Genomic DNA, 26,067 nt, shown 5'->3' on the forward strand with positions numbered 1-26,067 from the left:
TCTTTGACCGGGTACAGCCGACGAACGATCGAACAGCCCGCAAAGAACGCATGAGCAATGCCCTGCCACTGTTGCAGGTGGAAATGATCGTTTGTCCCTTTCGTGGACTAACTCACATTTCCCGTCAGGCTCACGAAATCAGTCGAACTGGTCCCCCAGCGCCATGATCATGACGCCCGCGATCGTCGTCCACAGCGCCCTGCGGGTCCGTCCGCGCGCGCCCAGGACAGCCGCCAGGGCGCAGACCGCCGCTCCACCGGCGTAGGCCGTCGCGACAAGGGCCGGCGCCGCGTCGGCGGCCCGCAGCAGGGCGGCGGCGACACCCGCGAGAGCGAGCACGATCCCGGCGCCGGCCACGGCCCACCGGGCCCGCCGCGCCCGATCGACGAGGAGACCGCCGCCGTCCGCCTCTTCGAAGGCCTCGGCGGATTCAGGCGACCCGGTACGCTCGGCATCCTCGCCGTTCTCCGCCACTGCGGACTTTCCGCTTATTTCGGATATTCCGGAATGCCTGGCGTCGGTGTTGTCCGCCGATTGTGCTTCTCCGGCTTTCCCGTCCTTTTCGCCGGTCCGAGTGTCCGGGGGTATGTCGGAATCAGGGCGTCCACTCATGGCGCCGGAGCGTAGCGGCCCGGCCCCGGAAACCTGGATGCGGGGGCACCCGTGCGGCTGTTAGCGTCCGTCGGTCCGACTCCCCCGCGGCAGTCCGCCGCCGGCCGAAGCAGGTGCTTTGATGCTTGTCCGTCCGCTCTCCGACGCGACCCTTCCCCTCCTCACGGCCTCAAGGAGCCCGTTCACCGATGTCGGACCGCACACCGAACACCCCGCACGACGACCTCGCTAACCGCCTGAGCCTGCCCCGCTACCCGCGCAGCAGCGCCTACGACCCGCAGTGGACCGTCGACAACCAGATGGGCCCCCACGCGCTGTGGCTGCTGGAGTGGCTCGCGCCCGCCCTCGGCCTGGACACCCTGCCTCCTGGCGCCCGGGTGCTCGACCTGGGCTGCGGACGCGCCATGACCTCGGTCTTCCTGGCCCGGGAGTACGACGTCCAGGTCACCGCCGCCGACCTGTGGATCAGGCCGGACGAGAACGCCGGCCGGATCGCCGAGGCGGGCGTCGCCGACCGCGTCCTGCCCGTCCACGCGGAGGCGCACGACCTGCCCTTCGGGGAGGAGAGCTTCGACGCGATCGTCTCGGTCGACGCGTACCAGTACTTCGGCACCGACGACCTCTACCTGCCGACGCTGAGCCGGCTGCTGAAGCCGGGCGGACGCATCGGGGTGGTCGTGCCGTCGCTCACCGAGGAGATCGACGGCACCGAGCCGCCGGACCACCTGAAGCCCTTCTGGGAGCCCGCGTTCTGGTGCTTCCACAGCCCCGCCTGGTGGCGTCGCCACTGGACCCGCGGCGGGGCCGTGGAGGTCGAGACGGCCGACTGGCTGGAGGACGGCTGGCGGGAGTGGCTGCTCTGGTCCGACGTGGTCGCCGAACACCACACGGACGAGTTCCACCGGCGGATGGGCCGGGAGAACGCGCGGCTGGTGCGCGCCGACCAGGGCCGCACGCTGGGCTTCACCCGCGTGGTGGGCCGCCGCCGCTGACCCACGGACGCCCGTGACACGCGAAGGGGACGCACCCGGCGGGTGCGTCCCCTTCCTCACGTCGTACGGGTCTCAGCCCTCGACGCCCAGCTTCTGCAGGATCAGTTCCTTCACCCGGGCCGCGTCCGCCTGGCCGCGCGTGGCCTTCATGACCGCGCCGACCAGCGCGCCGGCCGCCGCGACCTTGCCGCCGCGGATCTTGTCCGCGACGCCCGGGTTGCCGGCGATCGCCTCGTCGACGGCGGCGGTGAGCGCGCCCTCGTCGGAGACGACCTTCAGGCCGCGCTTCTCCACGACCTCGTCCGGCGTGCCCTCACCGGCGAGGACACCCTCGATGACCTGGCGGGCCAGCTTGTCGTTCAGCTCGCCCTTGGTCACCAGCTCGGTGACCCGGGCCACCTGCGCCGGGGTGATCGCCAGCTCGTCCAGCGGCTTCTGCGACTCGTTGGCACTGCGGGCCAGCTCGCCCATCCACCACTTGCGGGCGGAGGCCGCGTCGGCACCGGCGTCGATCGTCGCGACGATCAGGTCCAGCGCACCGGCGTTCAGGATGGCCTGCATGTCGGTGCCGGAGACGCCCCACTCCTCGCGAAGCCGGTTGCGCCGCACCAGCGGCAGCTCGGGCAGCTGGGCGCGGATCTCCTCGACCCACTCCCGGGACGGCGCCACGGGCACCAGGTCCGGCTCCGGGAAGTACCGGTAGTCCTCGGCCTCCTCCTTCACGCGGCCCGAGGTCGTGGACCCCGTGTCCTCGTGGAAGTGCCGGGTCTCCTGGACGATCGTCCCGCCGGAGGACAGCACCGCCGCGTGCCGCTGGATCTCGAAGCGGGCGGCGCGCTCGACGGAACGCAGCGAGTTGACGTTCTTCGTCTCCGAGCGCGTACCGAACTTCTCGGTGCCGTGCGGGCGCAGCGACAGGTTCACGTCGCAGCGCATCTGGCCCATCTCCATGCGGGCCTCGGACACGCCGAGCGCCCGGATGAGTTCGCGCAGCTCACGGACGTAGGCCCGGGCCACCTCGGGGGCGCGCTCGCCCGCTCCCTCGATCGGCTTGGTGACGATCTCGATGAGCGGGATGCCGGCGCGGTTGTAGTCGAGGAGGGAGTGCGAGGCGCCGTGGATACGGCCGGTGGCGCCGCCGACGTGCAGCGACTTGCCGGTGTCCTCCTCCATGTGGGCGCGCTCGATCTCCACACGGAAGGTCTCGCCGTCCTCCAGCTGCACGTCGAGGTAGCCGTTGAAGGCGATCGGCTCGTCGTACTGGGAGGTCTGGAAGTTCTTCGGCATGTCCGGATAGAAGTAGTTCTTCCGGGCGAAGCGGCACCACTCGGCGATCTCGCAGTTGAGCGCGAGTCCGATCTTGACGGCGGACTCGACGCCGGTCGCGTTGACGGCCGGGAGCGCGCCGGGCAGGCCGAGGCAGACCGGGCAGGTCTGGGTGTTGGGGTCGGCACCGAGCGCGGTGGAGCAGCCGCAGAACATCTTGGTGGCGGTGCCGAGTTCGACATGGACCTCGAGGCCCATGACGGGGTCGTACGACGCGAGTGCGTCCTCGTACGACACCAGGTCGGTCGTGGTGGTCACGGTGAAAACTTCCCTCTCAGCCCAGCAGGACGTCGTCGTCGCCCAGCCGCTTCAGCTCGCGGTAGAGGATGGCGAGGCCGGTGACGATGGCGGCGGCGGACACGGTCGCGTCGATCAGGACCAGGGTGTCCTTCTCGGCGCGCGCCGACTTCAGCCGCTTGGCGACGCCGAACGCGCCGAACGCGGTGGCGGCCATGGACAGGTACGTACCGGACCGGGACTTCTTGAATCCCTTGGCCTTGGTCAGTGCACTCACAGCGACGGAGCCTCCTCGAGCAGCGGGTGGCCCCACTTTTCCACGAAGGCGGCCTCGACGGCGGCACCCACCTTGTAGAGGCGGTCGTCCTTCATGACCGGGGCGATGATCTGCAGGCCGACCGGCAGGTTGTCCTCCGGCGCGAGGCCGCAGGGCAGCGACATGGCGGCGTTGCCCGCCAGGTTGGTCGGGATGGTGCACAGGTCCGCGAGGTACATCGCCATCGGGTCGTCGGCGCGCTCGCCGATCGGGAAGGCGGTGGTCGGGGTCGTCGGGGAGACGATCACGTCGACCTGCTCGAAGGCCTTGTCGAAGTCCTGCTTGATCAGCGTGCGGACCTTCTGGGCGCTGCCGTAGTACGCGTCGTAGTAGCCGGAGCTGAGCGCGTACGTGCCGAGCATGATGCGGCGCTTGACCTCGTCGCCGAAGCCGGCCTCGCGGGTCAGCGAGGTGACCTCCTCGGCGGAGTGCGAGCCGTCGTCGCCGACGCGCGCGCCGTAGCGCAGGCCGTCGAAGCGGGCGAGGTTGGAGGAGCACTCGGACGGCGCGATCAGGTAGTACGCGGACAGCGCCAGGTCGAAGGACGGGCAGTCCAGCTCGACGATCTCGGCGCCGAGCTCCTTGAGCATCTGCACCGACTCGTCGAACCGCTGCACGACGCCGGCCTGGTAGCCCTCGCCGCGGAACTGCTTGACGACACCGACGCGCATGCCGGCCACCGAGCCGTTGCGCGCGGCCTCGACGACCGGCGGGACCGGCTCGTCGATGGAGGTCGAGTCCATCGGGTCGTGCCCGGCGATCACCTCGTGCAGCAGGGCCGCGTCCAGGACCGTGCGGGCGCAGGGGCCGCCCTGGTCGAGGGAGGAGGAGAACGCCACCATGCCGTAACGGGACACCGCGCCGTACGTCGGCTTCACGCCGACCGTGCCGGTGACGGCGGCCGGCTGGCGGATGGAGCCGCCGGTGTCGGTGCCGATGGCGAGCGGGGCCATGTGCGCGGCCAGCGCGGCGGAGGAACCGCCGCCGGATCCGCCGGGGATCCGGGTGAGGTCCCAGGGGTTGCCGGTGGGGCCGTAGGCGCTGTTCTCGGTGGAGGACCCCATGGCGAACTCGTCCATGTTGGTCTTGCCGAGGATGACGACGTCGGCGTCCCTGAGGCGCCTGGTGAGCGTCGCGTCGTACGGCGGGATCCAGCCCTCGAGGATCTTGGAGCCGACCGTGGTCGGGATGCCCTCGGTGGTGAAGATGTCCTTCAGCGCGAGAGGCACGCCGGCCAGCGGGCCGAGCTTCTCGCCGCGCTCGCGCTTGGCGTCGACGGCGCGGGCCTGGGCGAGGGCGCCCTCCCGGTCGACGTGCAGGAAGGCGTGCACCTTCTCGTCCACGGCTTCGATCCGGGCCAGGTGGGCCTCGGTGACCTCGACCGCGGTGAGCTCGCCGGAGGCGATCTTCGCGGCGGTCTCGGCCGCGGTGAGCTTGATGATGTGATCGCTCATGGCGGTTTACTCCTCCCCCAGGATCTGCGGCACCTTGAAACGCTGCTGCTCCTGGGCCGGGGCGCCGGAGAGCGCCTGCTCGGGGGTGAGCGAGGGACGGACCTCGTCGGCCCGCATGACGTTCGTCAGCGGGAGCGGGTGCGAGGTCGGCGGGACGTCTTGGTCGGCGACCTCGCTGACGCGGGCGACCGCGCCGATGATGTCGTCGAGCTGGCCTGCGAAGTGGTCGAGCTCTTCGGGCTTCAGCTCCAGACGCGCCAGCCGGGCGAGGTGGGCGACCTCCTCGCGCGTGATGCCAGGCATGCAGCGATCCTCTGGGGTGAGTGTGTGTGGTTTGGGACCAATCCTATGGGGCGGGCACCCATGCCCGTGAAACCCTCCACCCGGCGCCCCCCGAAGGGCACCGAAAGGGGCGCGGGGAACTGCGCGACCAGCCACATCAGACCCGCGGCCGCAGCACGGCCACCCCACGGAGCGGCCACGTCGTCGCGGGGCGCCCCCCGAAGGGCACCGAAAGGGGCGCGGGGAACTGCGCGACCAGCCACATCAGACCCACGGTCGCACCACGGCCTCTCCGCGGGGGCGGCCAGGTCCTCGCGGGGCGGCGCAGCGCGGGCTCCGGGACGCGGCTCCGGCGGAGGGCTAGTCCTCCACCGGCCCCGTCGCCGCCGGCAGCGCCGCCGCCGGCCGCTGCCACCCCCGCGACCCCCGGGCGAGCAGCCAGGCCGTCGTCTCGTCCGGCGGCATCGCCGCCGCGACCAGCCACCCCTGCACCGCGTCGCACCGCAGATCCCGCAGCCGCTCCCAGGTCTCGTCGTCCTCGACGCCCTCCGCGACCACCAGCAGGCCCAGCGAGTGGGCCAGGTCGATCGTGCAACGGACGATCTCCGCGTCCTCCGTGTCGATCGCCAGCCGGGCCACGAACGACCGGTCGATCTTCAGCTCGCTCACCGGCAGCCGCCGCAGGTGCACCAGCGAGGAGTAGCCGGTGCCGAAGTCGTCGAGCGACATCTTCACGCCGTGCCCGGTCAGCGCGTTGAGGGTGTCGGCGGCACGCGTCGGGTCCTCCAGCAGCACATGCTCGGTGATCTCCAGCTGGAGCGCTCCCGCGGGCACCCCGTGCCGGGCCAGCCGGGCCGCGACGGAGCCCGCGAAGCCGGGGCTGTGGACGTCGCGCGGCGAGACGTTGACGGCCACCGGCACGAACAGGCCCTGCGCGCGCCACCGGGCGACCTGCCCGAGCGCGGTCTCCAGCACGTACTCGGTGAGCTGCGGCATCAGCCCGGACGACTCGGCTATCGCTATGAACTCGTCCGGGGGGACCCGCCCGCGCTCCGGGTGCACCCACCGCACCAGCGCCTCGAGGCCGGAGACCTGGCCGTCGAAGCGGACCTTCGGCTGGTAGTGCAACTCCACCTCGTGCGCGTCGAGGGCGCGGCGCAGATCGCCCAGCAGGCCCAGCCGGTCAGGGGTGTTGGAGTCCCGCTTGGACTCGTACGCCTCAACGCCCGTACGGTCCCGCTTGGCCTGGTACATCGCCACGTCCGCCCGCCGCAGCAGCCCCTCGGCGTCGGCCGCGTGGTCCGGGAACACGGCGACTCCCGCACTCGCCTCCAGGACGAGGGTGAGCCCGTCGAGGTCGAGCGGGGAGCTGAGGGCGGCGACCAGGCCGCGGGCGGCGCGGGTCGCGGACGTCGTGGAGTCGGCCACGGGCAGTAACACGGCGAACTCGTCACCGCCGAGCCGCGCGGCCTCCGCCCCGCGCGGCAGGGCCAGTCTCAGCCGGTCGGCGATCTGCAGCAGCAGCCGGTCGCCGGCGAGATGGCCCAGGGTGTCGTTGACCGACCGGAAGCGGTCGAGGTCGATGAGCATGAGCGCGGCCCGGGAGCCGACCCGCTCCGCGTCGTCCAGCGCGGTCCAGATGCGCTCCTGCAGCCACTGCCGGTTGGGCAGCCCGGTGAGCGGGTCGCGCAGTTGCTCCTCGGCCCGCGCCCTGGCTATCCACAGGGTGGAGTCGAGGGCGATCAGCGGGATGGAGAACAGCGGCAGCAGGACGGGCTTGGCGTCGGCGACCACGCAGATCAGCGGCGCTATGCCGAGCAGGGCGACCGCGACGAGCCCCTGGCGGACCAGGGCGGTGCGGGCGACCGTGGGCAGGCCCGAGCGGGGGGTGTGCAGATACCACACCAGGCTGCGGGTGACCGCGAGATAGGCGGCGGCGACCAGCACCACCCCGGGGCCGGTGTAGAGGGTCCAGGTGTCGGGGGTGGACGGCGACTCGACGGACGGGACGGTGCCGAACGCGGCCAGGACCAACGCTCCGGCGCCGATGCCGAGCAGGTCGGCCGCGCCGTGCAGCACGCCCTGCCGCCAGCGGCCCCGCCGGGCTATGCCGACCAGCACGACGACGGTGAGGCTGACCATGCCGGCCGGGACCCAGCCGTAGAGCAGCAGCACGGCGAGGGTGAGGGCGGCGCCGGAGCCGGTGCCGCCCCACCAGCGGGAGCGGCCCAGCATCACCAGGTGGCCGACGACGATCCCGGTGAGCACCGCGAGCGACCAGCCGACGGTGCCGGACGGGAAGAGGGCGTGCCCTCCGGTGAAGGCGCGCAGGAAGCCGGCGCCGAGGACGAAGGCGGCCGCGGCGACGACGGCCGTGGGCAACGCGGGCCAGGACGGGTGGCGTTCGGTCTCCGTCCCGTCCGGCCCGACGCCGGTCCCGCCGGCCGGGCGCCCGGCGTCGCGCGCGTCCGCGGTGCCCGCACCGGTGCGCCCCCGCGCGTCCGGACGCCCCGCGGGCCGAGCGTCCTCGCGGCCGCGCCGCCAGACGACCGCCATGCGGCGCAGGCGCAGCCGTGAGCCCGGGGCGGCGCTCTCGGTCGGTTCCATTCCCGTCCCTCTCACAGCCGGCGGTGCCCACGCCACGCGGCCCGATGCCCGACAACCCTCAGCGGCTCCGCGGTGGAAAGCCCTTCCCCGGACCCCTCACGGGTACGGGGGTTGCCCCGACCGCGACTGAGCACGGCAGGCGCACATCTCAACAGTAGGCCGCAGAAGGCTTCCACGGGCACCGGTCGCCGACGGTTGCCCGAATGCGCCCCAGCCACCCGTATGCATCTGGTATGCGCCGATCGGGTGGCCTTCAACCGCTACTCCTCGGCCGAAAGGGCGGCGCCGGCCGCGGCCTCGGGGCCCTGCTCCAGAAGGACGTTGAAACCGTCCTCGTTCAGAACCGGCACCTTCAGCTGCATCGCTTTGTCATATTTCGACCCGGGATTGTCACCCACGACGACGAACGACGTCTTCTTGGACACGGATCCGGTCACCTTGGCGCCCTGGTTCTGCAGGGCCTCTTTCGCGCCATCGCGGGTGAAATTCTCCAGCGTTCCGGTCACGACGACGGTGAGTCCTTCGAGAGGGCGCGGGCCCTCGTCCTCGCCGGACCGCTCGTCCTCCATGCGGACGCCGGCCGCCTTCCACTTGCGGATGATCTCGCGGTGCCAGTCGGTGGCGAACCATTCCTTGAGCGAGGCGGCGATGGTCGGGCCCACGCCCTCGGTGCCGGCCAGCTCCTCCTCGGTGGCCTGTTCGATGCGCTCGATCGACCGGAACTCGCGGGCCAGCGCCTCCGCGGCCACCGGGCCGACGTGACGGATCGACAGGCTGGTGAGCACACGGGCCAGCGGGCGCTCCTTGGCCGCCGCGATGTTGGCGAGCATCGCGATCGCGTTCTTCTTCGGCTCGCCCTCCTGGTTGGCGAAGACCGTGGCGATCTTCTCCTCGCCGGTCTTCGGGTCCCGCTTGGGCAGCCCGCTGTCCTGGTCGAGGACGTACGCCTTGATGGGCAGCAGCTGCTCGACCGTGAGGTCGAACAGGTCGCCCTCGTCCTTCAGGGGCGGCTCCTGCGGCTCCAGCGGGCTGGTGAGGGCCGCGGCGGCGACATAGCCGAAGTGCTCGATGTCCAGCGCCTTGCGTCCGGCGAGATAGAACAGCCGCTCGCGCAACTGGGCCGGGCAGGCACGGGCGTTGGGGCAGCGCAGGTCGACGTCGCCCTCCTTCATCGGCCGCAGCGGCGTACCGCACTCGGGGCATTCGGAAGGCATGACGAACTCGCGCTCGCTGCCGTCCCGCAGGTCGGCCACCGGCCCGAGGATCTCGGGGATGACGTCACCGGCCTTGCGCAGCACCACCGTGTCGCCGATGAGCACGCCCTTGGCCTTGACCACGTCCTGGTTGTGCAGGGTGGCGAACTCGACCTCCGAGCCGGCCACCGTCACCGGCTCGACCTGCGCGTACGGCGTGACCCGGCCGGTGCGGCCGACGCCCACCCGGATGTTGACCAGCTTGGTGTTGACCTCCTCCGGCGCGTACTTGTAGGCGATGGCCCAGCGCGGGGCGCGGGAGGTGGTGCCGAGGCGCCCCTGGAGCGGGATCTCGTCGAGCTTGACCACGACGCCGTCGATCTCGTGGGCCACGGAGTGGCGGTTCTCGCCGTAGTAGGCGATGAACTCCCGCACACCCTCCATGCCGTCGACGACCCGGTTGTGCGGGGAGGTCGGCAGGCCCCACTCCTTCAGCAGGCCGTAGCCCTGGGAGAGCCGGGTCATGCCCTTGTAGCCCTCGAGCACGCCGATGCCGTGCACCACCATGTGCAGCGGCCGGGTGGCGGTGACCCGCGGGTCCTTCTGGCGCAGCGAACCGGCCGCCGCGTTGCGCGGGTTGGCGAAGGGCTTGTCACCGGCCTCCACCAGACGGGCGTTGAGCTCCTGGAACTTCTCCATCGGGAAGTAGACCTCGCCGCGGATCTCCACGACGTCGGGCACCTGGTCGCCCTTGAGGCGGTCCGGGATCTCGGCGATGGTGCGGACGTTGGGGGTGATGTCCTCACCGGTGCGGCCGTCGCCGCGGGTCGCCGCGCGGACCAGCCGGCCGCGCTCGTAGGTGAGGTTGACCGCGAGGCCGTCGACCTTCAGCTCGCACAGGAAGTGGAACGTCTGCGTACCCAGTTCCTTGTGGATGCGCTCGGCCCAGGCGGCGAGGTCCTCGTCGTTGAACGTGTTGTCCAGGGACAGCATGCGGGAGCGGTGCTGGACGGAGGTGAACTCCGTCTCGTAGGCCCCGGCGACCTTCTGGGTCGGCGACTCCGGCGTGCGCAGCTCCGGATACCGCTCCTCCAGTGTCTCCAGCTCACGCAGGAGGCGGTCGAACTCCGCGTCGCTCACGACGGGTGCGTCGTTCACGTAGTAACGGAAACGGTGCTCCTCGATCTGCTCGGCGAGCGTGGCGTGCTGCTCCCGCGCTTGTGCGGGCACGCTCGTCGTCTCCGCTTGCTTGTCGCCGGCCACCGTGTGTCCTCCCGTTACTCAGGGTTGTCCGCGAGGGATCTCGCCGCCCGGACGCAGTGTGCGTAGGCCGCGCGCGCGTACGCGGGAGAGGCCCCCGCGAGTCCGCACGCCGGAGTGAGCGTGACCGCCTCCGGGAGAAGTCCCGGCCGCAGCCCCAGCCTGCGCCAGAGCGTCCTGACACCCATGACGCTACCGGCAGGGTCTGACAATGGAGCGTCCGTGCCGGGGACGACACCGGCGAACAGGCGGGTGCCGCCCTCGACCGCCTCGCCGATCGCCTCGTCGTCACGCTCGGTGAGGAGGGAGAAATCGAACGAGATGCCCGCCACGCCCGCCCGGCGCAGCAGGGCGAACGGGACGTCCGGGGCGCAGGAGTGGACCACGACCGGCCCTCCCTCGTGCACGCCGACGACGTCGCGCAGCGTGCCCTCCACGATCTGGCGGTCCACCGCGCGGTGCGTGCGGTAGCCGCTGGCGGTCCTGACCTGGCCGCGCAGGACGGCGGTGAGGGACGGTTCGTCGAGCTGGAGGACGAGGGTGGCGCCGGGGACGCGGCGGCGCACCTCGTCGAGGTGGAGCCGCAGTCCCTCGGCGAGGGAGGCCGCGAGGTCGCGGGCGGCGCCGGGGTCGGAGAGGGCGGCCTCGCCGTTCTTCAGCTCCAGGGACGCGGCGAGGGTCCAGGGGCCGACGGCCTGGACCTTCATCAGCCCTTCGTAGCCCTGGGTGTACTCCTCGAGCGCGTCGAGGTCCTGGCCGAGCCAGGAGCGTGCGCGGCGGGTGTCCCGGCCGGGGCGGTCGCCGATCCGCCAGCCGCTTGGCTCCACGCGGGCGTAGAGCTCGACGAGCATGCCGGCGGTGCGGCCGATCATGTCGGCGCCGGGGCCGCGGGCGGGGAGCTCGGGGAGGTGGGGGAAGTCCTCGAAGCTGCCGGTGGCGGTCTTGGCAGCCTCTCCGGCGTCGCCGCCGGGGAGGGAGCCGACGCCGGTGGCGAGGGCGGGGGCGAAGCGAAGGGTGTCGTTCACAAGGGGAAGCGTACGCAGTGGGCGGCAGGGGGTTTTCGCCCCCGCCGCCCCTTCCCTCGCCCACTCCCGGCTCCGCTCGAGCGGGGGGACCCCCGTCGTCCCCAAGGGCTTCGCCCCCGGACCCCCCGTCGGCCCTTCGGGCCTCGTCTTCAAACGCCGGACGGGCTGGAGGGTACCGGTCAGGCTGGAGTGTTCAGCGTCCCGGGCGGACCGTCAGGTCGTTGACCTCGGCGTCCCTCGGGAGGTCGAGGGCCATGACGATCGTCGTGGCGACCGACTCGGGGTCGATCCACTTCTCGGGGTCGTACTCCTTGCCCTCCTGCTGGTGGACCTTGGCCTGCATGGGGCTGGCGGTGCGGCCGGGGTAGACCGAGGTGACGCGGACGCCGTTCGCGTGCTCCTCGTGGCGCAGGGAGTCGGCGAGGGCCCTCAGGCCGTGCTTGGAGGCGGCGTAGGCGGACCAGTCCGCGTGCGCGTTCAGGCCGGCGCCGGAGTTGACGAAGAGCACGTGGCCCCGGCTCGCGCGGAGCTGGGGCAGGAAGTGACGGGTCAGCTCGGCGGGGGCGACCAGGTTGACGTTCAGCTGGTGGCGCCAGCTCTTGGGGGTGAGCTCGCCGACCGGGCCGAGATCGACGACACCCGCGATGTGCAGCAGCGAGTCCACCCGGTCGGGCAGCGACTGGTGCGAGAAGGCCCAGCTGAGCCGGTCGGGGTCGGCGAGGTCGCCGACCAGGGTGCGGGCACCGGGGAACTCGGCGGCCAGCTCCTTCGCGCGGCCCGCGTCGCGCGCGTGCAGCACGAGGTCGTCCCCGCGCGCGTGCAGACGGCGGGCGACGGCCCCGCCGATGCCGGAACCGGCTCCGGTGATCACATGTGTAGCCATGACCGCCATGCTCGCACCCGCGCCGGTCAGGCGACGCCCCGGCTCTCCTCCAGGTAGGCCAGCGCGCCCACCGGCTCCTCGGCGAAGAAGACCAGCTCGCTCAGCGGGCGGGGCAGGAAGCCCTCCGCCTCCATGCGGTGGAACTGCTCCTTGAGCCCGTCGTAGAACCCGGCGGTGTTGAGCAGCACCACCGGCATGTCGGTGTGCCCGTGCTTCTTCAGCTCCAGGATCTCCGTCGCCTCGTCGAGGGTGCCGGTGCCGCCCACCATGATCACGACCGCGTCGGCCTTCTCCAGCAGCAGCCGCTTGCGCTCGGCGAGGTCCTTGGCGACGACCATCTCGTCGACGCCCTGGCGGGCCGTCGCGGAGAGGAACTCCACCGAGACGCCGAGGAGCCGGCCGCCGGCCTCCTCCACCCCGTCGGCGACGACCTTCATCAGACCGACGTCGGAGCCGCCCCAGACCAGGGTGTGCCCGCCCTTGCCGATCAGGCGCGCGAACTCGCGCGCGGGAGTGGTGTAGCGGTCGGCGAGGTCGGCGGCGGAGAGGAAGACGCAGATGTTCACGGAGGCAGCCTACGCTCGGGAAGAAGGCTGCCCCGGGGCGCGCTGTACCCGTCGGACCGACCATCGAGGAGGACGCCGTGACCACAGGCCATCGCATCACCGTCGAGCCCAGCGACCGGCACGTGCGCGTGGTGCGCGACGGGCAGGTGCTGGCGGAGAGCGACCGCGCGCTGGTGCTGCACGAGACGGGCTGCCCCGCGCGCTACTACATCCCGCCGCAGGACGTGCGGCTGGACCTGCTGACGCCGTCCGCGACGCACACGCACTGCCCGTTCAAGGGGGCCGCGTCGTACTGGTCGCTGCCGGACGCGGCGGACCTGGTGTGGGCGTACCCCGAGCCGAAGCCGGGCGTGGCCGCGATCAAGGACCACCTGTGCTTCTACGAGGTGGAGCTGGACTGACCGGCCGGCAGCCGGCCGGTCGCTGCGAGGGTTGCGATCGGCTGACGCGCCGCCCGCCTCACCGACGAACACCGCGCGGTGCGGCAGTCTGGTGAGACATGGACAAGAACATCTCCTCGCGCGACGGCACCTCCCTGGCGTACGAGAGCGCCGGACGCGGCGCCACGATCGTCCTCGTCAGCGGCGCCATGTCGACGGGCGCCACGGTGGCGCCGCTGGCCGCCCCGCTCTCCGAGCGGTTCCGGGTGGTCGTCTACGACCGCCGCGGCCGGGGCGCGAGCGGCGACACGCCTCCCTACGCGGTGGAGCGCGAGGTGGAGGACCTGGCGGCGCTGATCGAGGCGGTGGGCGGCGAGGCGGCGCTGTACGGCGTCTCCTCGGGGGGCGCGCTGGCGCTGCGGGCGGCGGCGAGCGGGCTGCCGGTGCGCCAGGTCGCGGTGTACGAGACGCCGTACGCCATGTCGGAGGACGACCTCGCCGAGCGCGCCCGGTACACCGAGCGGCTGAGGGCGGCGCTGGAGGAGGGGCGGCGGGGCGACGCGGTCGAGCTCTTCCTGCGGCTGACCGGGCTGGGCGACGGGGTGATCGGGAGCGCGCGGCAGTCGCCGATGTGGAGGAGCATGGAGTCGATGGCGCCGAGCCTCGCGTACGACGACGCCGTGATGGGCGGCGGGGGCGTGCCGCGGGAGCTGCTGGCGTCGATCCCGGTACCGGTGCTGTCGATCGCGGGCGACGCGAGCCCGGCGTGGATGCGTCAGGCGGCGCGGGCGATCGCCGAGTCGGTCCCCCGGGGCGCGTACCGCACGCTGGGGGGCCAGACCCACATGGCCGAACCGGACGTGCTGGCGCCGGTGCTGGCGGAGTTCTTCGCGCGGTGAAGCGCGGCGCGGTCTCGCGGACGGTGACCGCCGCGTGGCCCTCGCACGGTGACCGCCGCGTGGGCGGGCCGTGTCAGGCCACGTCCGCCGTCGCCCGCTCCGTCGAGGCGATGGTCGCCGAACCCACCACGCGCGTGCCGTCGTACAGCACGACCGCCTGGCCGGGGGCGACGCCGCGCACGGGCTCGGTGAAGCGCACGCGCAGCTCCTCGCCGACGAGTTCGGCCGTCACCCCGGTCTCGCCGCCGTGGGCGCGCAGCTGGGCGGTGTAGGTGCCGGGGCCGGCCGGGGCGCTGCCGCACCAGCGGGGGCGGATCGCGGTGAGCGCGGTGACGTCCAGGGAGGCCGCCGGGCCGACGGTGACGGTGTTGTCCACCGGGGAGATGTCCAGGACGTAGCGGGGCTTGCCGTCGGGGGCGGGGGTACCGATCCGCAGGCCCTTGCGCTGGCCGATGGTGAAGCCGTACGCGCCGTCGTGGCTGCCGATCCTGCTGCCGGACTCGTCGACGATGTCGCCCTCGGCCTTGCCGAGCCGCTTGGCGAGGAAGCCCTGGGTGTCGCCGTCGGCGATGAAGCAGATGTCGTGCGAGTCGGGCTTCTTGGCCACGGCCAGGCCCCGGCGCTCGGCCTCGGCGCGGATCTCCTCCTTGGTGGTGACCGTGTCGCCGAGCGGGAACAGGGCGTGGGCGAGCTGGCGGTCGTCGAGCACGCCGAGGACGTAGCTCTGGTCCTTGGCCATGTCGGACGCGCGGTGCAGTTCGCGGGTGCCGTCCTCACGCAGGATCACCTTGGCGTAGTGGCCGGTGCAGACGGCGTCGAAACCGAGCGCGAGCGCCTTGTCGAGCAGCGCGGCGAACTTGATCTTCTCGTTGCAGCGCAGGCACGGGTTGGGGGTGCGGCCGGCCTCGTACTCGGCGACGAAGTCCTCGACGACGTCCTCGCGGAAGCGGTCGGCGAGGTCCCACACGTAGAACGGGATGCCGATGACGTCGGCGGCCCGGCGGGCGTCACGGGAGTCCTCGATGGTGCAGCAGCCCCGGGCGCCGGTGCGGAACGACTGCGGGTTCGCGGAGAGGGCGAGGTGGACGCCGGTCACGTCGTGGCCCGCTTCGGCGGCGCGGGCGGCGGCGACGGCGGAGTCGACGCCTCCGGACATGGCGGCCAGGACGCGGAGGGGGCGGGTGCGCTGCGGGGTGTCAGTCATAGCCCCTCCAGGGTAAGGGGGCGCGGGAACCACGGTCGCCGGATATCCGTTCACGATCACATGGGGGCCAAAGGAGCGGGCGAGGACGGCGACCGGCGCATAGGCCGGCGCGCACTGATCGTGGGCGGGCTGGCGGCCGCGGCGGGCACGGCGGCGCTGGCGCGGGACGAGCTGGGGCGGCTGTGGTGGCGGCTGCCCGGCGTCGACAAGCCGCGCACCCCCGGCGCGGTCGACTTCGCGGGCGCCCGCTGGGTCGCGGCCTCGGACGCCAACTGGCGCGGCGCGGACCGGCCGGACGACTTCGGCGTCGACATGGTGGTCGTGCATGTCACCCAGGGGAGCCTGGACAGCGCGGTGAAGGCGTTCCAGAACCCGGGGCACAAGGCGGCGGCCCACTACATCGTCGGCAAGGACGGCCGGATCACGCAGATGATCCGCGAGCTGGACGTGGCGTACCACGCGGGCAACCGCGACTACAACGAACGCAGCGTCGGCATCGAGCACGAGGGCTTCGTGGACCGCCCGGAGGACTTCACCGACGCGATGTACGCGGCCTCGGCCCGCCTGACGGCCCGGATATGCGCGCGGTACGACATCCCGGTCGACCGCGAGCACATCATCGGGCACGTCGAGGTGCCCGGCACCGACCACACCGACCCGGGCCCGCACTGGGACTGGGACCGCTACCTGAAACTGGTCCGCCGCGCCGGCACCGCCCAGGCGGGCCAGGGCCGCACGGCCACCACGGCCGACGGCACGGGCGGCTAGGGTCTTTCGTTCGGACCAGGCCGGATCAGGGAGCGGGGTCTGGTGCCGTGCATCGCAAGGCGGAGGAGGGCGGCAGGGCGGAGCCCTGACAACCGACGACAACGCGGCGAGGCGCGGTGCCAGGGCCCGCGAGCCCGGCCTGATCCGAACGACAGGCCCCAGGTCACCGGGCGCGCCGGCGGCCGCCTCAGCTGAGCCCCGCCGCCCGGGCGCGGGCCACCGCGGGGCCGATGGCCTTGGCCAGGGCTGACACGTCGGCGTCCGTCGAGGTGTGGCCGAGGGAGAAGCGCAGGGTGCCGCGGGCCAGGTCGGGGTCGGTGCCGGTGGCGAGGAGGACGTGGCTGGGCTGGGCCACGCCCGCGGTGCAGGCCGAGCCGGTGGAGCACTCGATGCCCTGCGCGTCCAGGAGCAGCAGCAGGGAGTCGCCCTCGCAGCCGGGGAAGGTGAAGTGCGCGTTGGCCGGGAGTCGGCCGCCGGGGGCGGGGTCACCGCCCAGGATCGCGTCGGGGACGGCCTCCAGCACCGCGGCGACCAGGTCGTCGCGCAGCCGTCCGATCTCGCGGGCGAACCACTCGCGCTGCTCGGCGGCGAGCCGCCCGGCGACGGCGAAGGAGGCGACGGCGGGCACGTCGAGGGTGCCGGAGCGGACGTGGCGTTCCTGTCCGCCGCCGTGCAGCACGGGCACGGGGGTGTGCTCGCGGCCGAGGACCAGGGCACCGATGCCGTACGGCCCTCCGATCTTGTGGCCGGAGACGGTCATCGCGGCGAGCCCGGACGCACCGAAGTCGACCGGCACCTGCCCGAAGGCCTGGACCGCGTCGGAGTGCAGCGGGACGCCGAACTCGGCGGCGACCGCGGCGAGTTCGGTGACCGGCAGCAGGGTCCCGATCTCGTTGTTGGCCCACATGACGGTGGCGAGGGCGACGTCGTCGGGGTTGCGGGCGATGGCCTCGCGCAGGGCGTCGGGGTGGACCCGGCCGTGCGGGTCGACGGGGAGGTACTCGACGGTGGCGCCCTCGTGCTCGCCGAGCCAGTGGACGGCGTCCAGGACGGCGTGGTGCTCGACGGGGCTGGCGAGGACCCGGGTGCGGGCCGGGTCCGCGTCGCGGCGGGACCAGTACAGACCCTTCACGGCGAGGTTGTCGGCCTCCGTGCCGCCGGAGGTGAACACGATCTCGCTGGGGCGGGCGCCGAGGGCTTCGGCGAGGGTCTCGCGGGCCTCCTCGACGGTGCGTCGGGCGCGGCGGCCGGCCGCGTGCAGGGAGGAGGCGTTGCCGGTGACGCCCAGGTGCGCGGTGAGCGCCTCGACTGCCTCGGGAAGCATCGGGGTGGTCGCGGCGTGGTCGAGGTAAGCCATGGTGCGGCCGATTCTACGGGGCCCGGTGCACCGCACACGTATCACGGTGGGCCGGGGTGCGGCGCCGGCGGCGGCCGTGGCGGGATGCCTGGTCAGAAGCTCCAGGAGATCGTGCCGTCGGCCTGCATGAACGCGACGAGGACGACGAGGTCGGCGACGCCGAGTCCGAGGCCGAGCAGGGCACGGCCTCGGCGGGCGGTGCCGCGCCACAGGGCCACCGAGGCCAGCACGATGGCGCTCGGGCCGAGGAAGACGTTGAGGACGAGCAGGCCGAGCAGACCGAGGACGAAGGACGCGACGGCCATGCCGTCGGTGTCCCGGATCCCGGTGCGGCGGCCGGCCTCTGCGGTGAGCTGCATGGTGTTCGGCTCCTTCGGTCGAAAGGGGCGGGTGGCGGGGCGTGGCGGGACGCCCGGGGTGCGGGCGCGGGTCAGCGCGCCGAGGTGCCGCGGTGGCGGCCCTGGTGCTCGCGCAGGGCGAAGACACCGAGCCAGACGGCGATGACCGCGCCGACGGCGACGGAGAAGGTCAGCGGTGCGTGCGCGACGGCGCCCAGGACGAGGCCGAGCAGCAGCAGTGCGGCGACGAGGAACAGCATGAGTCGGATCCCCCAAGTTGGGTGAACGGTTGTAGAAACACTTGTTCACTGACTTCCCAGTCTAGCGCGCCTCATCACTTTTCAATTTGGGAGAACAGTTGTTAACTGCATGGCATGAGTCACACGTCCGGCATCCGGCAGGCCCAGAAGCAGAAGACCCGGCAGGCACTCCTCGACGCGGCGCTCGAGCTGCTGGAGGGACAGAGCCTGAGCAGCCTGGGCCTGCGTGAGGTCACGCGTGCCGTCGGCATCGCCCCGACCGCCTTCTACCGGCACTTCCGCTCGATCGAGGATCTGGGCGTGGCCCTGGTCGAGCAGGCACTGGGCAGCTTGCACCCGATGATCCGGACGACGGTGACCCCGACCGGCGACGGACCGGAACGCATCGCACGCGCCATCGAGTTGATCGCCGGTCATGTGGACGCGTACCCCGCCCACGTCCGGTTCATCGCGCGGGAACGGCACGGCGGGGTGCGCCCGGTCCGCGAGGCGATACAGCAGCAGCTCGCCCGGTTCACGGCGGAGGTCGGGGAGGCGCTGGCCGGGGACGCCGAGTCGGCGGGCTGGGGCGAGGAGGACCTGCTGATGCTGGCGCAGCTCTACGTGGACCAGATGCTGATCACCGCGTCACTCTTCCTGGAGGCACCGGTGAGGGCGCCGGCGGCACGGGAGCGGGTGTCGCAGGTCGCTGCGCGGCAGCTGCGGCTCATCCACGTCGGACGGCGGCACTGGCTCGACGAGCCGGACGCGGCCGGGGGCCGGTGACCGACCCGCACGACACCCAACGGCACGACGGCACGACGGCACGACGGCACGACGGCACGACGAAGGGCGGCGGGGTGGGGGACCACCTCCGCCGCCCTTCGTCGTCGGATCAGCTCAGCCGGACCCGTGCCAGCTGGCGGGACTGCGCGACGAGGCGGTCGGCGCTGTCCCAGACCTCGGCGTCCTCCTCCAGGAAGCCGCCCGCGAGGTTGCGGGTGGTGATCGAGACGCGGAGCGGACCCGGGGCCGGGCGGCAGCGCACGTGGACGGTCAGCTCCACCGTGGGCACCCAGCCGGTCAGCCCCATCTCGAAGGCGGTCGGCGGCAGCGCGTCCACCGCGAGCAGCAGCGCCAGCGGGTCGGGGTCGCGGCCGTCGGCCAGACCGAACCAGGCCCGCATCTCCCCCTTGCCGGAGGGCTTGCCGAGCGCCCAGCCGAGGGTCGACGGGTCCAGCTTCAGCATCAGCCGGCCGGTGATGGCGGAGCTTCCGTCGACGGGGGCGGGGCCGTCCTCGGGACCGAAGCACTGGTCCATGGGCGGCAGCGCGGGCGGCCGGGCCGTCGTACGGACGTCGTCGGGGAGGGAGTCGAGGTCGCCGTAGGAGGCGAGGACGCGGATGCGCTCCACCTCGTTGCCCTGCTCGTCGAGCTGGAACAGGGAGGCCTGGCCGGTGGACAGCGTCCGCCCGGTGCGCACGGTCTCGGTGCGGACGACCGCCGGACCCGGCTGGGAGGCCGTCAGATAGTGCGCGGAGACGGTGAACGGGTCGGAGTGCGGCAGCGTGTCCGCGAGCGCGCGGCCCAGGACGGCCAGCAGGTAACCGCCGTTGACGGCGTTGATGATCGTCCAGCCGGCGGAGAGGTCGATGTCGTAAACGCCGGGCGCCCGCGCGGTGAGCGCGGTGTCGCGGTCGAACTCACTGGCACCGATGACGGCCCGGGTGGCCTGGGCGGAGGCTGCTTCTGGCATGGGTGAACAGTACAAGAAGATAATACTAAGCGGTAGCTTTGTTCCGGTCTCCGGTCTCCGGTCTCCGGACTCAGACGGGCGGCTGTTCCTCGCTGACCGTCGACCGGCGGTGCCAGGCGCGGGGCGCACGCCAGTGGTAGTGCATGGCGAGCAGCCGCAGTATGAAGGCGGTGACGGCGGCCGTGGTGCTGGTCGCCGCGTTGAGGACGTCGAAGCGCAGGCACAGCGCGACCATGGTGGCGCCGACGATGGCGGGGACGGCGTACAGGTCACGGTCCCAGCGCAGCAGCGAGGGCACCTCGTTGGCGAGGACGTCGCGCAGCACACCGCCGCCGACCGCCGTGGCCAGACCCAGGCATGCGGAGGCGGTCAGGCCCAGCCCGTAGTCGTACGCCTTGGTGGTGCCGACGACGCAGAAGAGGCCGAGGCCGGCCGCGTCGAAGACGTTGACGGCGGCCTGGATGCGCTCCACGTGCGGGTGCAGGAAGAACACCAGGGTGCTGGCCAGCAGCGGGGTGACGAAGTACCCCAGGTCCGTGAAGGCGGCGGGCGGCACCGCGCCGATGACCAGGTCGCGGAAGAGGCCGCCGCCCAGGGCGGTGACCTCGGCGACCACGGCGATCCCGAACACGTCGAAGTTCTTCCGGACGGCCAGCAGGGCGCCGGAGATGGCGAACACGAAGATGCCGACGAGGTCGAGCACGTGCAGGACGGACGGGCTGAACAGTTGCTGGAGCACCCACACATTCTCACCCATGCGAAAGCCCCTGCCTTGCAAAGCAAGGCAGGGGCTTCGGCTGGCTTACTTGTCCGAGGACTGCTCGCCGGAGGTCTCCCCCTCGGCGGACCCGTCCGTGGCGGATCCCTCCGCCTCGGCGGCCTCCTCCGACGCGGACGCATCCGCCTCGGCCGGCGCGGCGGCGGACTTCTCCACCTTGGCGGGCTTCGCCGTCTCGGACTTCTCCACCTTGGCGGGCTCGTCCTTCGCGGACTTCTCCGCCTTGGCGGCCTCAGTCGGCTCGGGCTTCTCCGCCTCGGCCGGCTCGTCCGACGCGGGCGTCGCCGCCTCGGCCGGTGCGGCGGCGGACTTCTCCGCCTTCGCCGGCTCGGGGGCCGAGGACTCCGCGGCGACCGCCGCCGAGGTCTCCGCCGACTCCTCCAGGGCGGCGGCCCCCACCAGCTCCGTGGCCTCCTTGGCGGCCGTCAGCAGGACGGTGTCCTGCGGCGCCTGGTCCTCGAAGTTCTCGGGGTGGTGGCAGGCCACGCGCTGGCCCGGACGCAGCTCCAGCAGCGGCGGCTCCGTGGTCCGGCAGATCTCCGTCGCCTTCCAGCACCGCGTGTGGAAGCGGCAGCCGCTCGGCGGGGAGATCGGCGAGGGCACGTCGCCCTTGAGCAGGATGCGCTCGCTCTTGGCGCCCCTGCGCCTGGGGTCCGGGATCGGCACGGCCGACATCAGCGCCTTGGTGTACGGGTGCATCGGCGCCTTGTACAGCAGGTCGCGGTCGGCCAGCTCGACGATCTTGCCGAGGTACATCACCGCGATGCGGTCCGAGACGTGCCGGACGACGGACAGGTCGTGGGCGATGATGACGTACGTCAGGCCCAGCTCCTGCTGGAGGTCGTCCAGCAGGTTGACGACCTGCGCCTGGATGGACACGTCCAGGGCGGACACCGGCTCGTCGGCCACCACCAGCTTCGGCTTGAGCGCGAGCGCGCGGGCGATGCCGATGCGCTGGCGCTGACCGCCGGAGAACTCGTGCGGGTAGCGGTTGTAGTGCTCGGGGTTGAGACCCACGACCGACAGCAGCCGCTGCACCTCCTTCTTCACACCGCCCTCGGGCTCGACGCCCTGGAGCTTGAAGGGGGCGCTGACGATGGTGCCGATGGTGTGGCGCGGGTTCAGCGACGAGTACGGGTCCTGGAAGATCATCTGCACGTCACGGCGCATCGGACGCATGTCCGACACACCCAGGTGCGAGATGTCCTTGCCCTCGAACTCGATACGACCGCCGGTCGGTTCGAGCAGCCGGGTGATGAGCCGGCCCATCGTCGACTTGCCGCAGCCCGACTCGCCCACCACACCGAGGGTCTCGCCGGAGCGGACCTCGAAGTCCAGCCCGTCGACCGCGTGCACCGCGCCGACCTGACGCTGGAGCAGGCCCTTCTTGATGGGGAAGTGCTTCTGGAGCCCTTCCACCTTCAGCAGGACCTCACCGGAGCCCTTGGCGGGTGCGGCGCCGTCACTCTGGGCGGGAATCGTCACGGCTGCGTCCTTGGAGTTCTCGCTCACAGCTTCGGCGCAATCTCTTCGGTCCAGATTCGCTCCCGCTGCTCCTGGGACATGTGGCAGGCGGCCCAGTGGCTGCTGCCGACCTCGGAGAGCTCGGGGCGGACGGTGCGGGTGACGTTGTCCTTGGGGACGTCGGCGTACGGGCAGCGCGGGTTGAAGGCGCAGCCCGACGGGATGTTGATCAGCGAGGGCGGGGAGCCCTTGACCGGGATCAGCCGGTCCTGCTGCTCGCGGTCCAGACGCGGCATCGAACCGAGCAGGCCCCAGGTGTAGGGGTGGCGGGGCTCGTAGAACACCTTCTCCGTCGGGCCGCGCTCCACGCAGCGGCCGCCGTACATCACCAGGATGTCGTCGGCGAGTTCGGCGACGACGCCCAGGTCGTGGGTGATGACGATGACCGCGGAGCCGAACTCCTTCTGCAGGTCCCGGATCAGGTCCAGGATCTGCGCCTGGACCGTCACGTCGAGCGCGGTGGTCGGCTCGTCGGCGATGAGCAGCTCGGGGTTGTTCACCAGCGACATCGCGATCATCGCGCGCTGGCGCATACCGCCCGAGAACTCGTGCGGGTAGCTGTCCACGCGCTTGTCGGGCTGCGGGATGCCGACGCGGTCGAGCATCTCCACGGCACGGCGCTTGGCGGTCTTCTTGTCCACGTCGTGGTGGATGCGGTACGCCTCCACGATCTGCTGCCCGATCGTGTAGTACGGGTGCAGCGCGGACAGCGGGTCCTGGAAGATCATCGCCATCTCACGCCCGCGCAGCCGGCGGACGTGGTCCGGGTCGGCGGACAGCAGCTCGGTGCCGTCCAGCCAGATCTCGCCCGATATCTGCGCCTTGCGCTTGCCGTACTGGCCGGCGGTGTGCAGCCCCATGATGCCGAGGCTGGTCACCGACTTGCCGGAGCCGGACTCGCCCACGATGCCGAGGGTCTTGCCCTTCTCCAGCGTGAAGTTCAGTCCGTCGACGGACTTCACCAGGCCGTCGTCGGTCGGGAAGTGCACCTTGAGGTCGCGGACCTCCAGGAAGGACGTGGGGGCCGGCGAGCCCTTGGTGGGCTCGCCCACCGCCGCGCCGGTCTTGCTCAGGTCGGTCATGCGAGCCTCACTCGGGGGTCGATCACGGCGTACAGGACGTCCACCACGAGGTTGGCGATGAGCACCGCGAGAGAAGTGATCAGGACGACGCCCAGGATGAAGGGCAGGTCCTGGTTGCGGATCGCTTCCAGCACCTTCTGGCCGAGGCCGGGAAGGCTGAACGTGGTCTCGGTCAGGATCGCCCCGCCCATCAGGGCGCCGATGTCCATGCCGAGCATGGTGAGGATCGGCGTCATCGTCGAGCGCATCGCGTGCTTGCGGATGACGACCTGCTCCTTGAGGCCCTTGGCGCGCGCGGTGCGGATGTAGTCCTCGCCGAGGATCTCCAGCATGGTGGCGCGGGTGATCCGGGCGTACATCGCGGCGTACAGGAAGGCCAGGGTGATCCAGGGCAGGATCATGCCGCCGAGCCAGCCGGTGAAGCTGTCCTCCATCGGCACGAACTGGGCGTCGAGCCAGCCGAGTCCGTGGGAGATCACCGCGAGGCTGATCAGACCGGTGAAGTAGATGGGGAGGGAGACGCCCGCCAGCGCGACGACCATCGCGCCGCGGTCCCACAGGGTCCCGCGCTTGAGCGCGGAGAGCACACCCGCCGCCAGGCCGAAGATCAGCCACAGCACGGCCGCACCGAGGGCCAGGGCCAGGGTGACCGGGAAACGCTCGGTCAGCACCGGCCAGACGGCCTGCTCACTGCGGAAGGAGTAGCCGAAGCACGGCGCGGCGCAGTGGGTGACGTCTCCGCCGCCGGAGTAGGTGCGACCGGCGAAGATGCCCTTGAAGAACTCCCAGGCCTGGATGAAGATCGGTTCGTCGAGACCCAGCTTCTGCCGCACGCCCTCGACGGCCGCGGGGTCGGCCTGCTTGCCCACGAAGCTCGTGGCGATGTCGACCCCCGCCCACTTCGGGACGAGGAAGAAGATGCCGAAGACCACCAGGATGATGACCACGAGCATCACTGCGGCGGCGAACAGCCGCCTGATGAGGTAAGCGAGCACAGCTTACGGCCCGCTGCGGACCGCGGGCCGCCGGTGGGGTCCCCCCACGCCTTGTGGGCGATGGGGAGACGTCCGGCGGCCCACGGTCACGCCGCGCCGGCCTTCACCTGCCTTTCGTGCCGTACGGCGGGTGTACCGGTTACTTCGCGTCCGTCAGACCGAGGTTGACGAAGTCGTACATTCCGCTGTAGCCGTCGGAGGTGTACACGTTCGCCAGTCGGCTGGAGCGCCAGTTGATGAACTTCTCGAAGACGAAGGGCAGGTAGTAGCCGCCCTCCATGACCTTGTGGTTGATCTCCGTGGCGATCTTGGTCTTGCCGGCGTCGTCCAGCGTGTTGACGTACTGGTCGAACAGGCCGTCGATCGCCTTGTCCTTGATGAGGGCGTAGTTGTTGTTGCCGCTCTCGAGGATGTAGTCGCTGTGCCACAGCGGCAGACCGTAGCCCTGGACGGACGGGAAGTCCGGGCCCCAGCCCATGATGATGATGCCGTAGTTCTTCTTGATGACGTTGGCCGGGCTGCCGATGATGCCGGCGGTCTGCGAGCCGTCGTACTGGTCGATCTCGGCGGTGATGCCGACCTTCTTCAGCGACGCCTGGAGCGACTCGGCGGTGGCCACCTCGACCGGCTTGTTGTTACGCACCGCGATGGTGGTCTTGAAGCCGTTGGGCTGGCCGCAGAGCTTCAGCTCCTCCTTGGCCTTGGCGACGTTGCCACCCTTGTTGGCACCGGCCATCTCGTACGGGTCGTACTTCTGGCCCTCGGCGCCCGGGACGGACGGCGGCAGCATGTTGGTGCCGATGTCGCCACCCGCGACCGGGCCACCACGCGCGTTCTGCAGCGAGACGTGGTCGGCCCCGTAGAGGACCGCCTTACGGCAGTGGATGTTGTCGAACGGCTTCACGCTCTGCGGGAAGACCGCGTAACGGACGTAACCGGAGACCGGGTTGTCCAGGTTGCCCTTGTGCTCCTGCAGGGCGGTGGTGCGGCCCTGCGGCGACATGCCGGTCTGGTTGATGTCCAGGTCGTAGTCACCGGCGATGAGGCGGGCGTCCAGCTCGTTGGCGTTCGTGAAGAACTTGACCGTGATCTTGTCCGGGTACGCCTTGCGGACCGGGTCCGACTCCTGCTTCCACTCGGTGTTGCGGACCAGGGTCAGGTCCTTGCCGGGGCTGTAGGACTCGAACTTGTACGGGCCCGAGGAGAACGGGTGCAGGCCGTACTTGGACTTGGTGTCCTTGTCCTGGCGGACCGGGGAGGCGGAGGTGAGCGCCAGCATCTCCTCGAAGTCCGAGTTGGCCTTCGGGAGCTTGAAGACGATGGTCTTGTCGTCCGGCGTCTCGATGGCCTTCAGGCCCAGCTTGTCCTTGGACTTGTCCTTGTACGGGCCGGCGTACTCACCCTTGGGGTCGAGCACCTCCTTGAGGTACGTCGGACCGCCGGACAGCACGTCCTGCGCCCAGACGCGCTCGATGCCGTACTTGATGTCCTTCGACGTGATCGGCTTGCCGTCCTCCCACGTGACACCGTCGCGCAGGGTGTACGTGTAGGTCTTGCCGTCGTCGGTGACCTTGGCGGTGGAGGTGGCCAGGTCCGGAACCACACCGGCGCCGGCCTCGCCCGGCTCCGTGGCGTTCGTGACCAGCTGGCGGGCGTAGTAGCGGGAGAAGTTCCACATGAAGCCGTAGTAGCCGCGCGTGGTGTCCCACGAGTCGGCGTCCTGGGCACCGGCGAACTTCAGGGTGCCGCCCTTCTTGACCGCTTCGGCCTGGGCGACCTTGTTGTTCGCGGCGTCGAAGCCGGCCGCGCCGTTCTTCGATCCCCCGCCGTCGCTGTCACCGCCGCCGCCGCACGCCGCTGTGGTCAGCAGCGCGGCGACCACTGCGGCAGCGGCCATGGCCTGCTTGCGCCGCCCTGAGGTGCGTTGGGTAGTCACGATCTCGGATCCTCCGGATTAGATGAGAGACCCCGTGGTGCCACGGGAAGTGGTGCGG

Annotated in this window: 25 protein-coding genes; 5 read left to right on the forward strand and 20 right to left on the reverse strand. The window is 71.5% G+C overall.

Features of this window, described 5'->3' with window-relative positions; genetic code table 11:
- Positions 1 to 138 precede the first annotated feature (138 nt).
- A complete protein-coding gene (locus tag B100_RS34455; RefSeq protein WP_037723788.1) occupies positions 139 to 474 on the reverse strand; it encodes a hypothetical protein in 336 nt (111 codons plus the stop codon).
- Positions 475 to 800: 326 nt separating this feature from the next.
- Here B100_RS34455 and B100_RS0129815 point away from each other — a divergent pair, with 326 nt between their 5' ends.
- Entirely contained in the window at positions 801 to 1,604 is an 804-nt protein-coding gene (locus tag B100_RS0129815) for a methyltransferase domain-containing protein (RefSeq protein ID WP_024888039.1), read from the forward strand.
- Positions 1,605 to 1,676: 72 nt separating this feature from the next.
- Here B100_RS0129815 and gatB read toward each other — a convergent pair whose 3' ends face one another.
- From gatB to B100_RS0129860, 9 genes are all read right to left on the reverse strand, one after another.
- Positions 1,677 to 3,188, reverse strand: coding sequence for an Asp-tRNA(Asn)/Glu-tRNA(Gln) amidotransferase subunit GatB (gene gatB, locus B100_RS0129820; protein ID WP_024888040.1), 1,512 nt, complete (start codon positions 3,186 to 3,188; stop codon positions 1,677 to 1,679).
- 16 nt (positions 3,189 to 3,204) lie between these two features.
- A complete protein-coding gene (locus tag B100_RS0129825; protein WP_024888041.1) occupies positions 3,205 to 3,444 on the reverse strand; it encodes a hypothetical protein in 240 nt (79 codons plus the stop codon).
- A complete protein-coding gene (gatA, locus tag B100_RS0129830; protein WP_024888042.1) occupies positions 3,441 to 4,937 on the reverse strand; it encodes an Asp-tRNA(Asn)/Glu-tRNA(Gln) amidotransferase subunit GatA in 1,497 nt (498 codons plus the stop codon). The genes B100_RS0129825 and gatA overlap by 4 nt, the downstream gene beginning before the upstream one ends.
- A 6-nt stretch (positions 4,938 to 4,943) precedes the next feature.
- Positions 4,944 to 5,240 carry an Asp-tRNA(Asn)/Glu-tRNA(Gln) amidotransferase subunit GatC gene (gene gatC, locus B100_RS0129835; protein ID WP_006130840.1) on the reverse strand — a complete coding sequence of 99 codons (297 nt, stop codon included), beginning with the start codon at positions 5,238 to 5,240 and terminating at the stop codon, positions 4,944 to 4,946.
- 339 nt (positions 5,241 to 5,579) lie between these two features.
- A complete protein-coding gene (locus B100_RS0129840; RefSeq protein ID WP_024888043.1) occupies positions 5,580 to 7,826 on the reverse strand; it encodes a bifunctional diguanylate cyclase/phosphodiesterase in 2,247 nt (748 codons plus the stop codon).
- A gap of 260 nt (positions 7,827 to 8,086) precedes the next feature.
- Complete coding sequence (gene ligA, locus B100_RS0129845) at positions 8,087 to 10,282, reverse strand: NAD-dependent DNA ligase LigA (protein ID WP_024888044.1); 2,196 nt, start codon at positions 10,280 to 10,282, stop codon at positions 8,087 to 8,089.
- A gap of 14 nt (positions 10,283 to 10,296) precedes the next feature.
- On the reverse strand, positions 10,297 to 11,304 hold the full coding sequence (locus B100_RS0129850; RefSeq protein ID WP_024888045.1) for a methionine synthase: 1,008 nt from the start codon (positions 11,302 to 11,304) through the stop codon (positions 10,297 to 10,299).
- Positions 11,305 to 11,497: 193 nt separating this feature from the next.
- Complete coding sequence (locus B100_RS0129855) at positions 11,498 to 12,187, reverse strand: SDR family oxidoreductase (protein WP_199785302.1); 690 nt, start codon at positions 12,185 to 12,187, stop codon at positions 11,498 to 11,500.
- A 26-nt stretch (positions 12,188 to 12,213) separates the two neighbouring features.
- The gene (locus tag B100_RS0129860; RefSeq protein WP_024888047.1) at positions 12,214 to 12,753 is read right to left on the reverse strand and encodes an LOG family protein; all 540 of its coding nucleotides are present in this window, start codon (positions 12,751 to 12,753) and stop codon (positions 12,214 to 12,216) included.
- A gap of 77 nt (positions 12,754 to 12,830) precedes the next feature.
- On the opposite strand from B100_RS0129860, the gene B100_RS0129865 reads away from it, so the two are divergent.
- Both B100_RS0129865 and B100_RS0129870 read left to right on the forward strand, forming a co-directional pair.
- Entirely contained in the window at positions 12,831 to 13,154 is a 324-nt protein-coding gene (locus tag B100_RS0129865; protein WP_024888048.1) for a DUF427 domain-containing protein, read from the forward strand.
- A gap of 98 nt (positions 13,155 to 13,252) precedes the next feature.
- A complete protein-coding gene (locus B100_RS0129870; RefSeq protein ID WP_024888049.1) occupies positions 13,253 to 14,032 on the forward strand; it encodes an alpha/beta fold hydrolase in 780 nt (259 codons plus the stop codon).
- 73 nt (positions 14,033 to 14,105) lie between these two features.
- Here B100_RS0129870 and mnmA read toward each other — a convergent pair whose 3' ends face one another.
- A complete protein-coding gene (gene mnmA / locus B100_RS0129875; RefSeq protein WP_024888050.1) occupies positions 14,106 to 15,236 on the reverse strand; it encodes a tRNA 2-thiouridine(34) synthase MnmA in 1,131 nt (376 codons plus the stop codon).
- A 60-nt stretch (positions 15,237 to 15,296) separates the two neighbouring features.
- On the opposite strand from mnmA, the gene B100_RS0129880 reads away from it, so the two are divergent.
- Positions 15,297 to 16,004 (forward strand): peptidoglycan recognition protein family protein, encoded by a 708-nt coding sequence (locus B100_RS0129880; RefSeq protein WP_024888051.1) that lies wholly within the window; start codon positions 15,297 to 15,299, stop codon positions 16,002 to 16,004.
- Between the two features lie 187 nt (positions 16,005 to 16,191).
- Here B100_RS0129880 and B100_RS0129885 read toward each other — a convergent pair whose 3' ends face one another.
- The 3 genes from B100_RS0129885 to B100_RS36710 all read right to left on the reverse strand — a co-directional run bounded on the left by B100_RS0129885 (position 16,192) and on the right by B100_RS36710 (position 17,959).
- On the reverse strand, positions 16,192 to 17,361 hold the full coding sequence (locus tag B100_RS0129885; RefSeq protein ID WP_024888052.1) for a cysteine desulfurase family protein: 1,170 nt from the start codon (positions 17,359 to 17,361) through the stop codon (positions 16,192 to 16,194).
- A gap of 92 nt (positions 17,362 to 17,453) precedes the next feature.
- Positions 17,454 to 17,720, reverse strand: coding sequence for a hypothetical protein (locus tag B100_RS0129890; RefSeq protein ID WP_024888053.1), 267 nt, complete (start codon positions 17,718 to 17,720; stop codon positions 17,454 to 17,456).
- A 71-nt stretch (positions 17,721 to 17,791) separates the two neighbouring features.
- Positions 17,792 to 17,959, reverse strand: a complete 168-nt coding sequence (locus B100_RS36710; RefSeq protein WP_024888054.1) for a hypothetical protein — start codon at positions 17,957 to 17,959, stop codon at positions 17,792 to 17,794.
- 114 nt (positions 17,960 to 18,073) lie between these two features.
- Here B100_RS36710 and B100_RS0129900 point away from each other — a divergent pair, with 114 nt between their 5' ends.
- Positions 18,074 to 18,724, forward strand: a complete 651-nt coding sequence (locus tag B100_RS0129900; RefSeq protein ID WP_024888055.1) for a TetR family transcriptional regulator — start codon at positions 18,074 to 18,076, stop codon at positions 18,722 to 18,724.
- 109 nt (positions 18,725 to 18,833) lie between these two features.
- Here the strand turns inward: B100_RS0129900 and B100_RS0129905 are convergent, their stop codons facing one another.
- From B100_RS0129905 to B100_RS0129930, 6 genes are all read right to left on the reverse strand, one after another.
- Positions 18,834 to 19,694 (reverse strand): thioesterase family protein, encoded by an 861-nt coding sequence (locus B100_RS0129905; protein WP_024888056.1) that lies wholly within the window; start codon positions 19,692 to 19,694, stop codon positions 18,834 to 18,836.
- A 70-nt stretch (positions 19,695 to 19,764) separates the two neighbouring features.
- Positions 19,765 to 20,433, reverse strand: coding sequence for a trimeric intracellular cation channel family protein (locus B100_RS0129910; RefSeq protein ID WP_024888057.1), 669 nt, complete (start codon positions 20,431 to 20,433; stop codon positions 19,765 to 19,767).
- A gap of 63 nt (positions 20,434 to 20,496) precedes the next feature.
- Positions 20,497 to 21,957, reverse strand: a complete 1,461-nt coding sequence (locus B100_RS0129915; protein WP_024888058.1) for a dipeptide ABC transporter ATP-binding protein — start codon at positions 21,955 to 21,957, stop codon at positions 20,497 to 20,499.
- 23 nt (positions 21,958 to 21,980) lie between these two features.
- Positions 21,981 to 23,078, reverse strand: coding sequence for an ABC transporter ATP-binding protein (locus B100_RS0129920; protein WP_024888059.1), 1,098 nt, complete (start codon positions 23,076 to 23,078; stop codon positions 21,981 to 21,983).
- Positions 23,075 to 24,073, reverse strand: coding sequence for an ABC transporter permease (locus B100_RS0129925; protein WP_024888060.1), 999 nt, complete (start codon positions 24,071 to 24,073; stop codon positions 23,075 to 23,077). The genes B100_RS0129920 and B100_RS0129925 overlap by 4 nt, the downstream gene beginning before the upstream one ends.
- Before the next feature lie 139 nt (positions 24,074 to 24,212).
- The gene (locus B100_RS0129930; RefSeq protein ID WP_024888061.1) at positions 24,213 to 26,009 is read right to left on the reverse strand and encodes an ABC transporter substrate-binding protein; all 1,797 of its coding nucleotides are present in this window, start codon (positions 26,007 to 26,009) and stop codon (positions 24,213 to 24,215) included.
- Between the last annotated feature and the right edge of the window lie 58 nt (positions 26,010 to 26,067).

The sequence above is a fragment of the Streptomyces sp. CNH189 genome, from assembly GCF_000527195.1.

Excerpts from the sequence above, each read along its gene's own strand:
- B100_RS0129815 (WP_024888039.1), top strand. The coding sequence starts at position 801 with ATGTCGGACCGCACACCGAACACCCCGCACGACGACCTCGCTAACCGC.
- gatA (WP_024888042.1), bottom strand. The coding sequence starts at position 4,937 with ATGAGCGATCACATCATCAAGCTCACCGCGGCCGAGACCGCCGCGAAG.
- gatC (WP_006130840.1), bottom strand. The coding sequence starts at position 5,240 with ATGCCTGGCATCACGCGCGAGGAGGTCGCCCACCTCGCCCGGCTGGCG.
- B100_RS0129840 (WP_024888043.1), bottom strand. The coding sequence starts at position 7,826 with ATGGAACCGACCGAGAGCGCCGCCCCGGGCTCACGGCTGCGCCTGCGC.
- B100_RS0129855 (WP_199785302.1), bottom strand. The coding sequence starts at position 12,187 with ATGGCTACACATGTGATCACCGGAGCCGGTTCCGGCATCGGCGGGGCC.
- B100_RS0129870 (WP_024888049.1), top strand. The coding sequence starts at position 13,253 with ATGGACAAGAACATCTCCTCGCGCGACGGCACCTCCCTGGCGTACGAG.
- mnmA (WP_024888050.1), bottom strand. The coding sequence starts at position 15,236 with ATGACTGACACCCCGCAGCGCACCCGCCCCCTCCGCGTCCTGGCCGCC.
- B100_RS0129880 (WP_024888051.1), top strand. The coding sequence starts at position 15,297 with ATGGGGGCCAAAGGAGCGGGCGAGGACGGCGACCGGCGCATAGGCCGG.
- B100_RS0129885 (WP_024888052.1), bottom strand. The coding sequence starts at position 17,361 with ATGGCTTACCTCGACCACGCCGCGACCACCCCGATGCTTCCCGAGGCA.
- B100_RS0129890 (WP_024888053.1), bottom strand. The coding sequence starts at position 17,720 with ATGCAGCTCACCGCAGAGGCCGGCCGCCGCACCGGGATCCGGGACACC.
- B100_RS36710 (WP_024888054.1), bottom strand. The coding sequence starts at position 17,959 with ATGCTGTTCCTCGTCGCCGCACTGCTGCTGCTCGGCCTCGTCCTGGGC.
- B100_RS0129900 (WP_024888055.1), top strand. The coding sequence starts at position 18,074 with ATGAGTCACACGTCCGGCATCCGGCAGGCCCAGAAGCAGAAGACCCGG.
- B100_RS0129905 (WP_024888056.1), bottom strand. The coding sequence starts at position 19,694 with ATGCCAGAAGCAGCCTCCGCCCAGGCCACCCGGGCCGTCATCGGTGCC.
- B100_RS0129920 (WP_024888059.1), bottom strand. The coding sequence starts at position 23,078 with ATGACCGACCTGAGCAAGACCGGCGCGGCGGTGGGCGAGCCCACCAAG.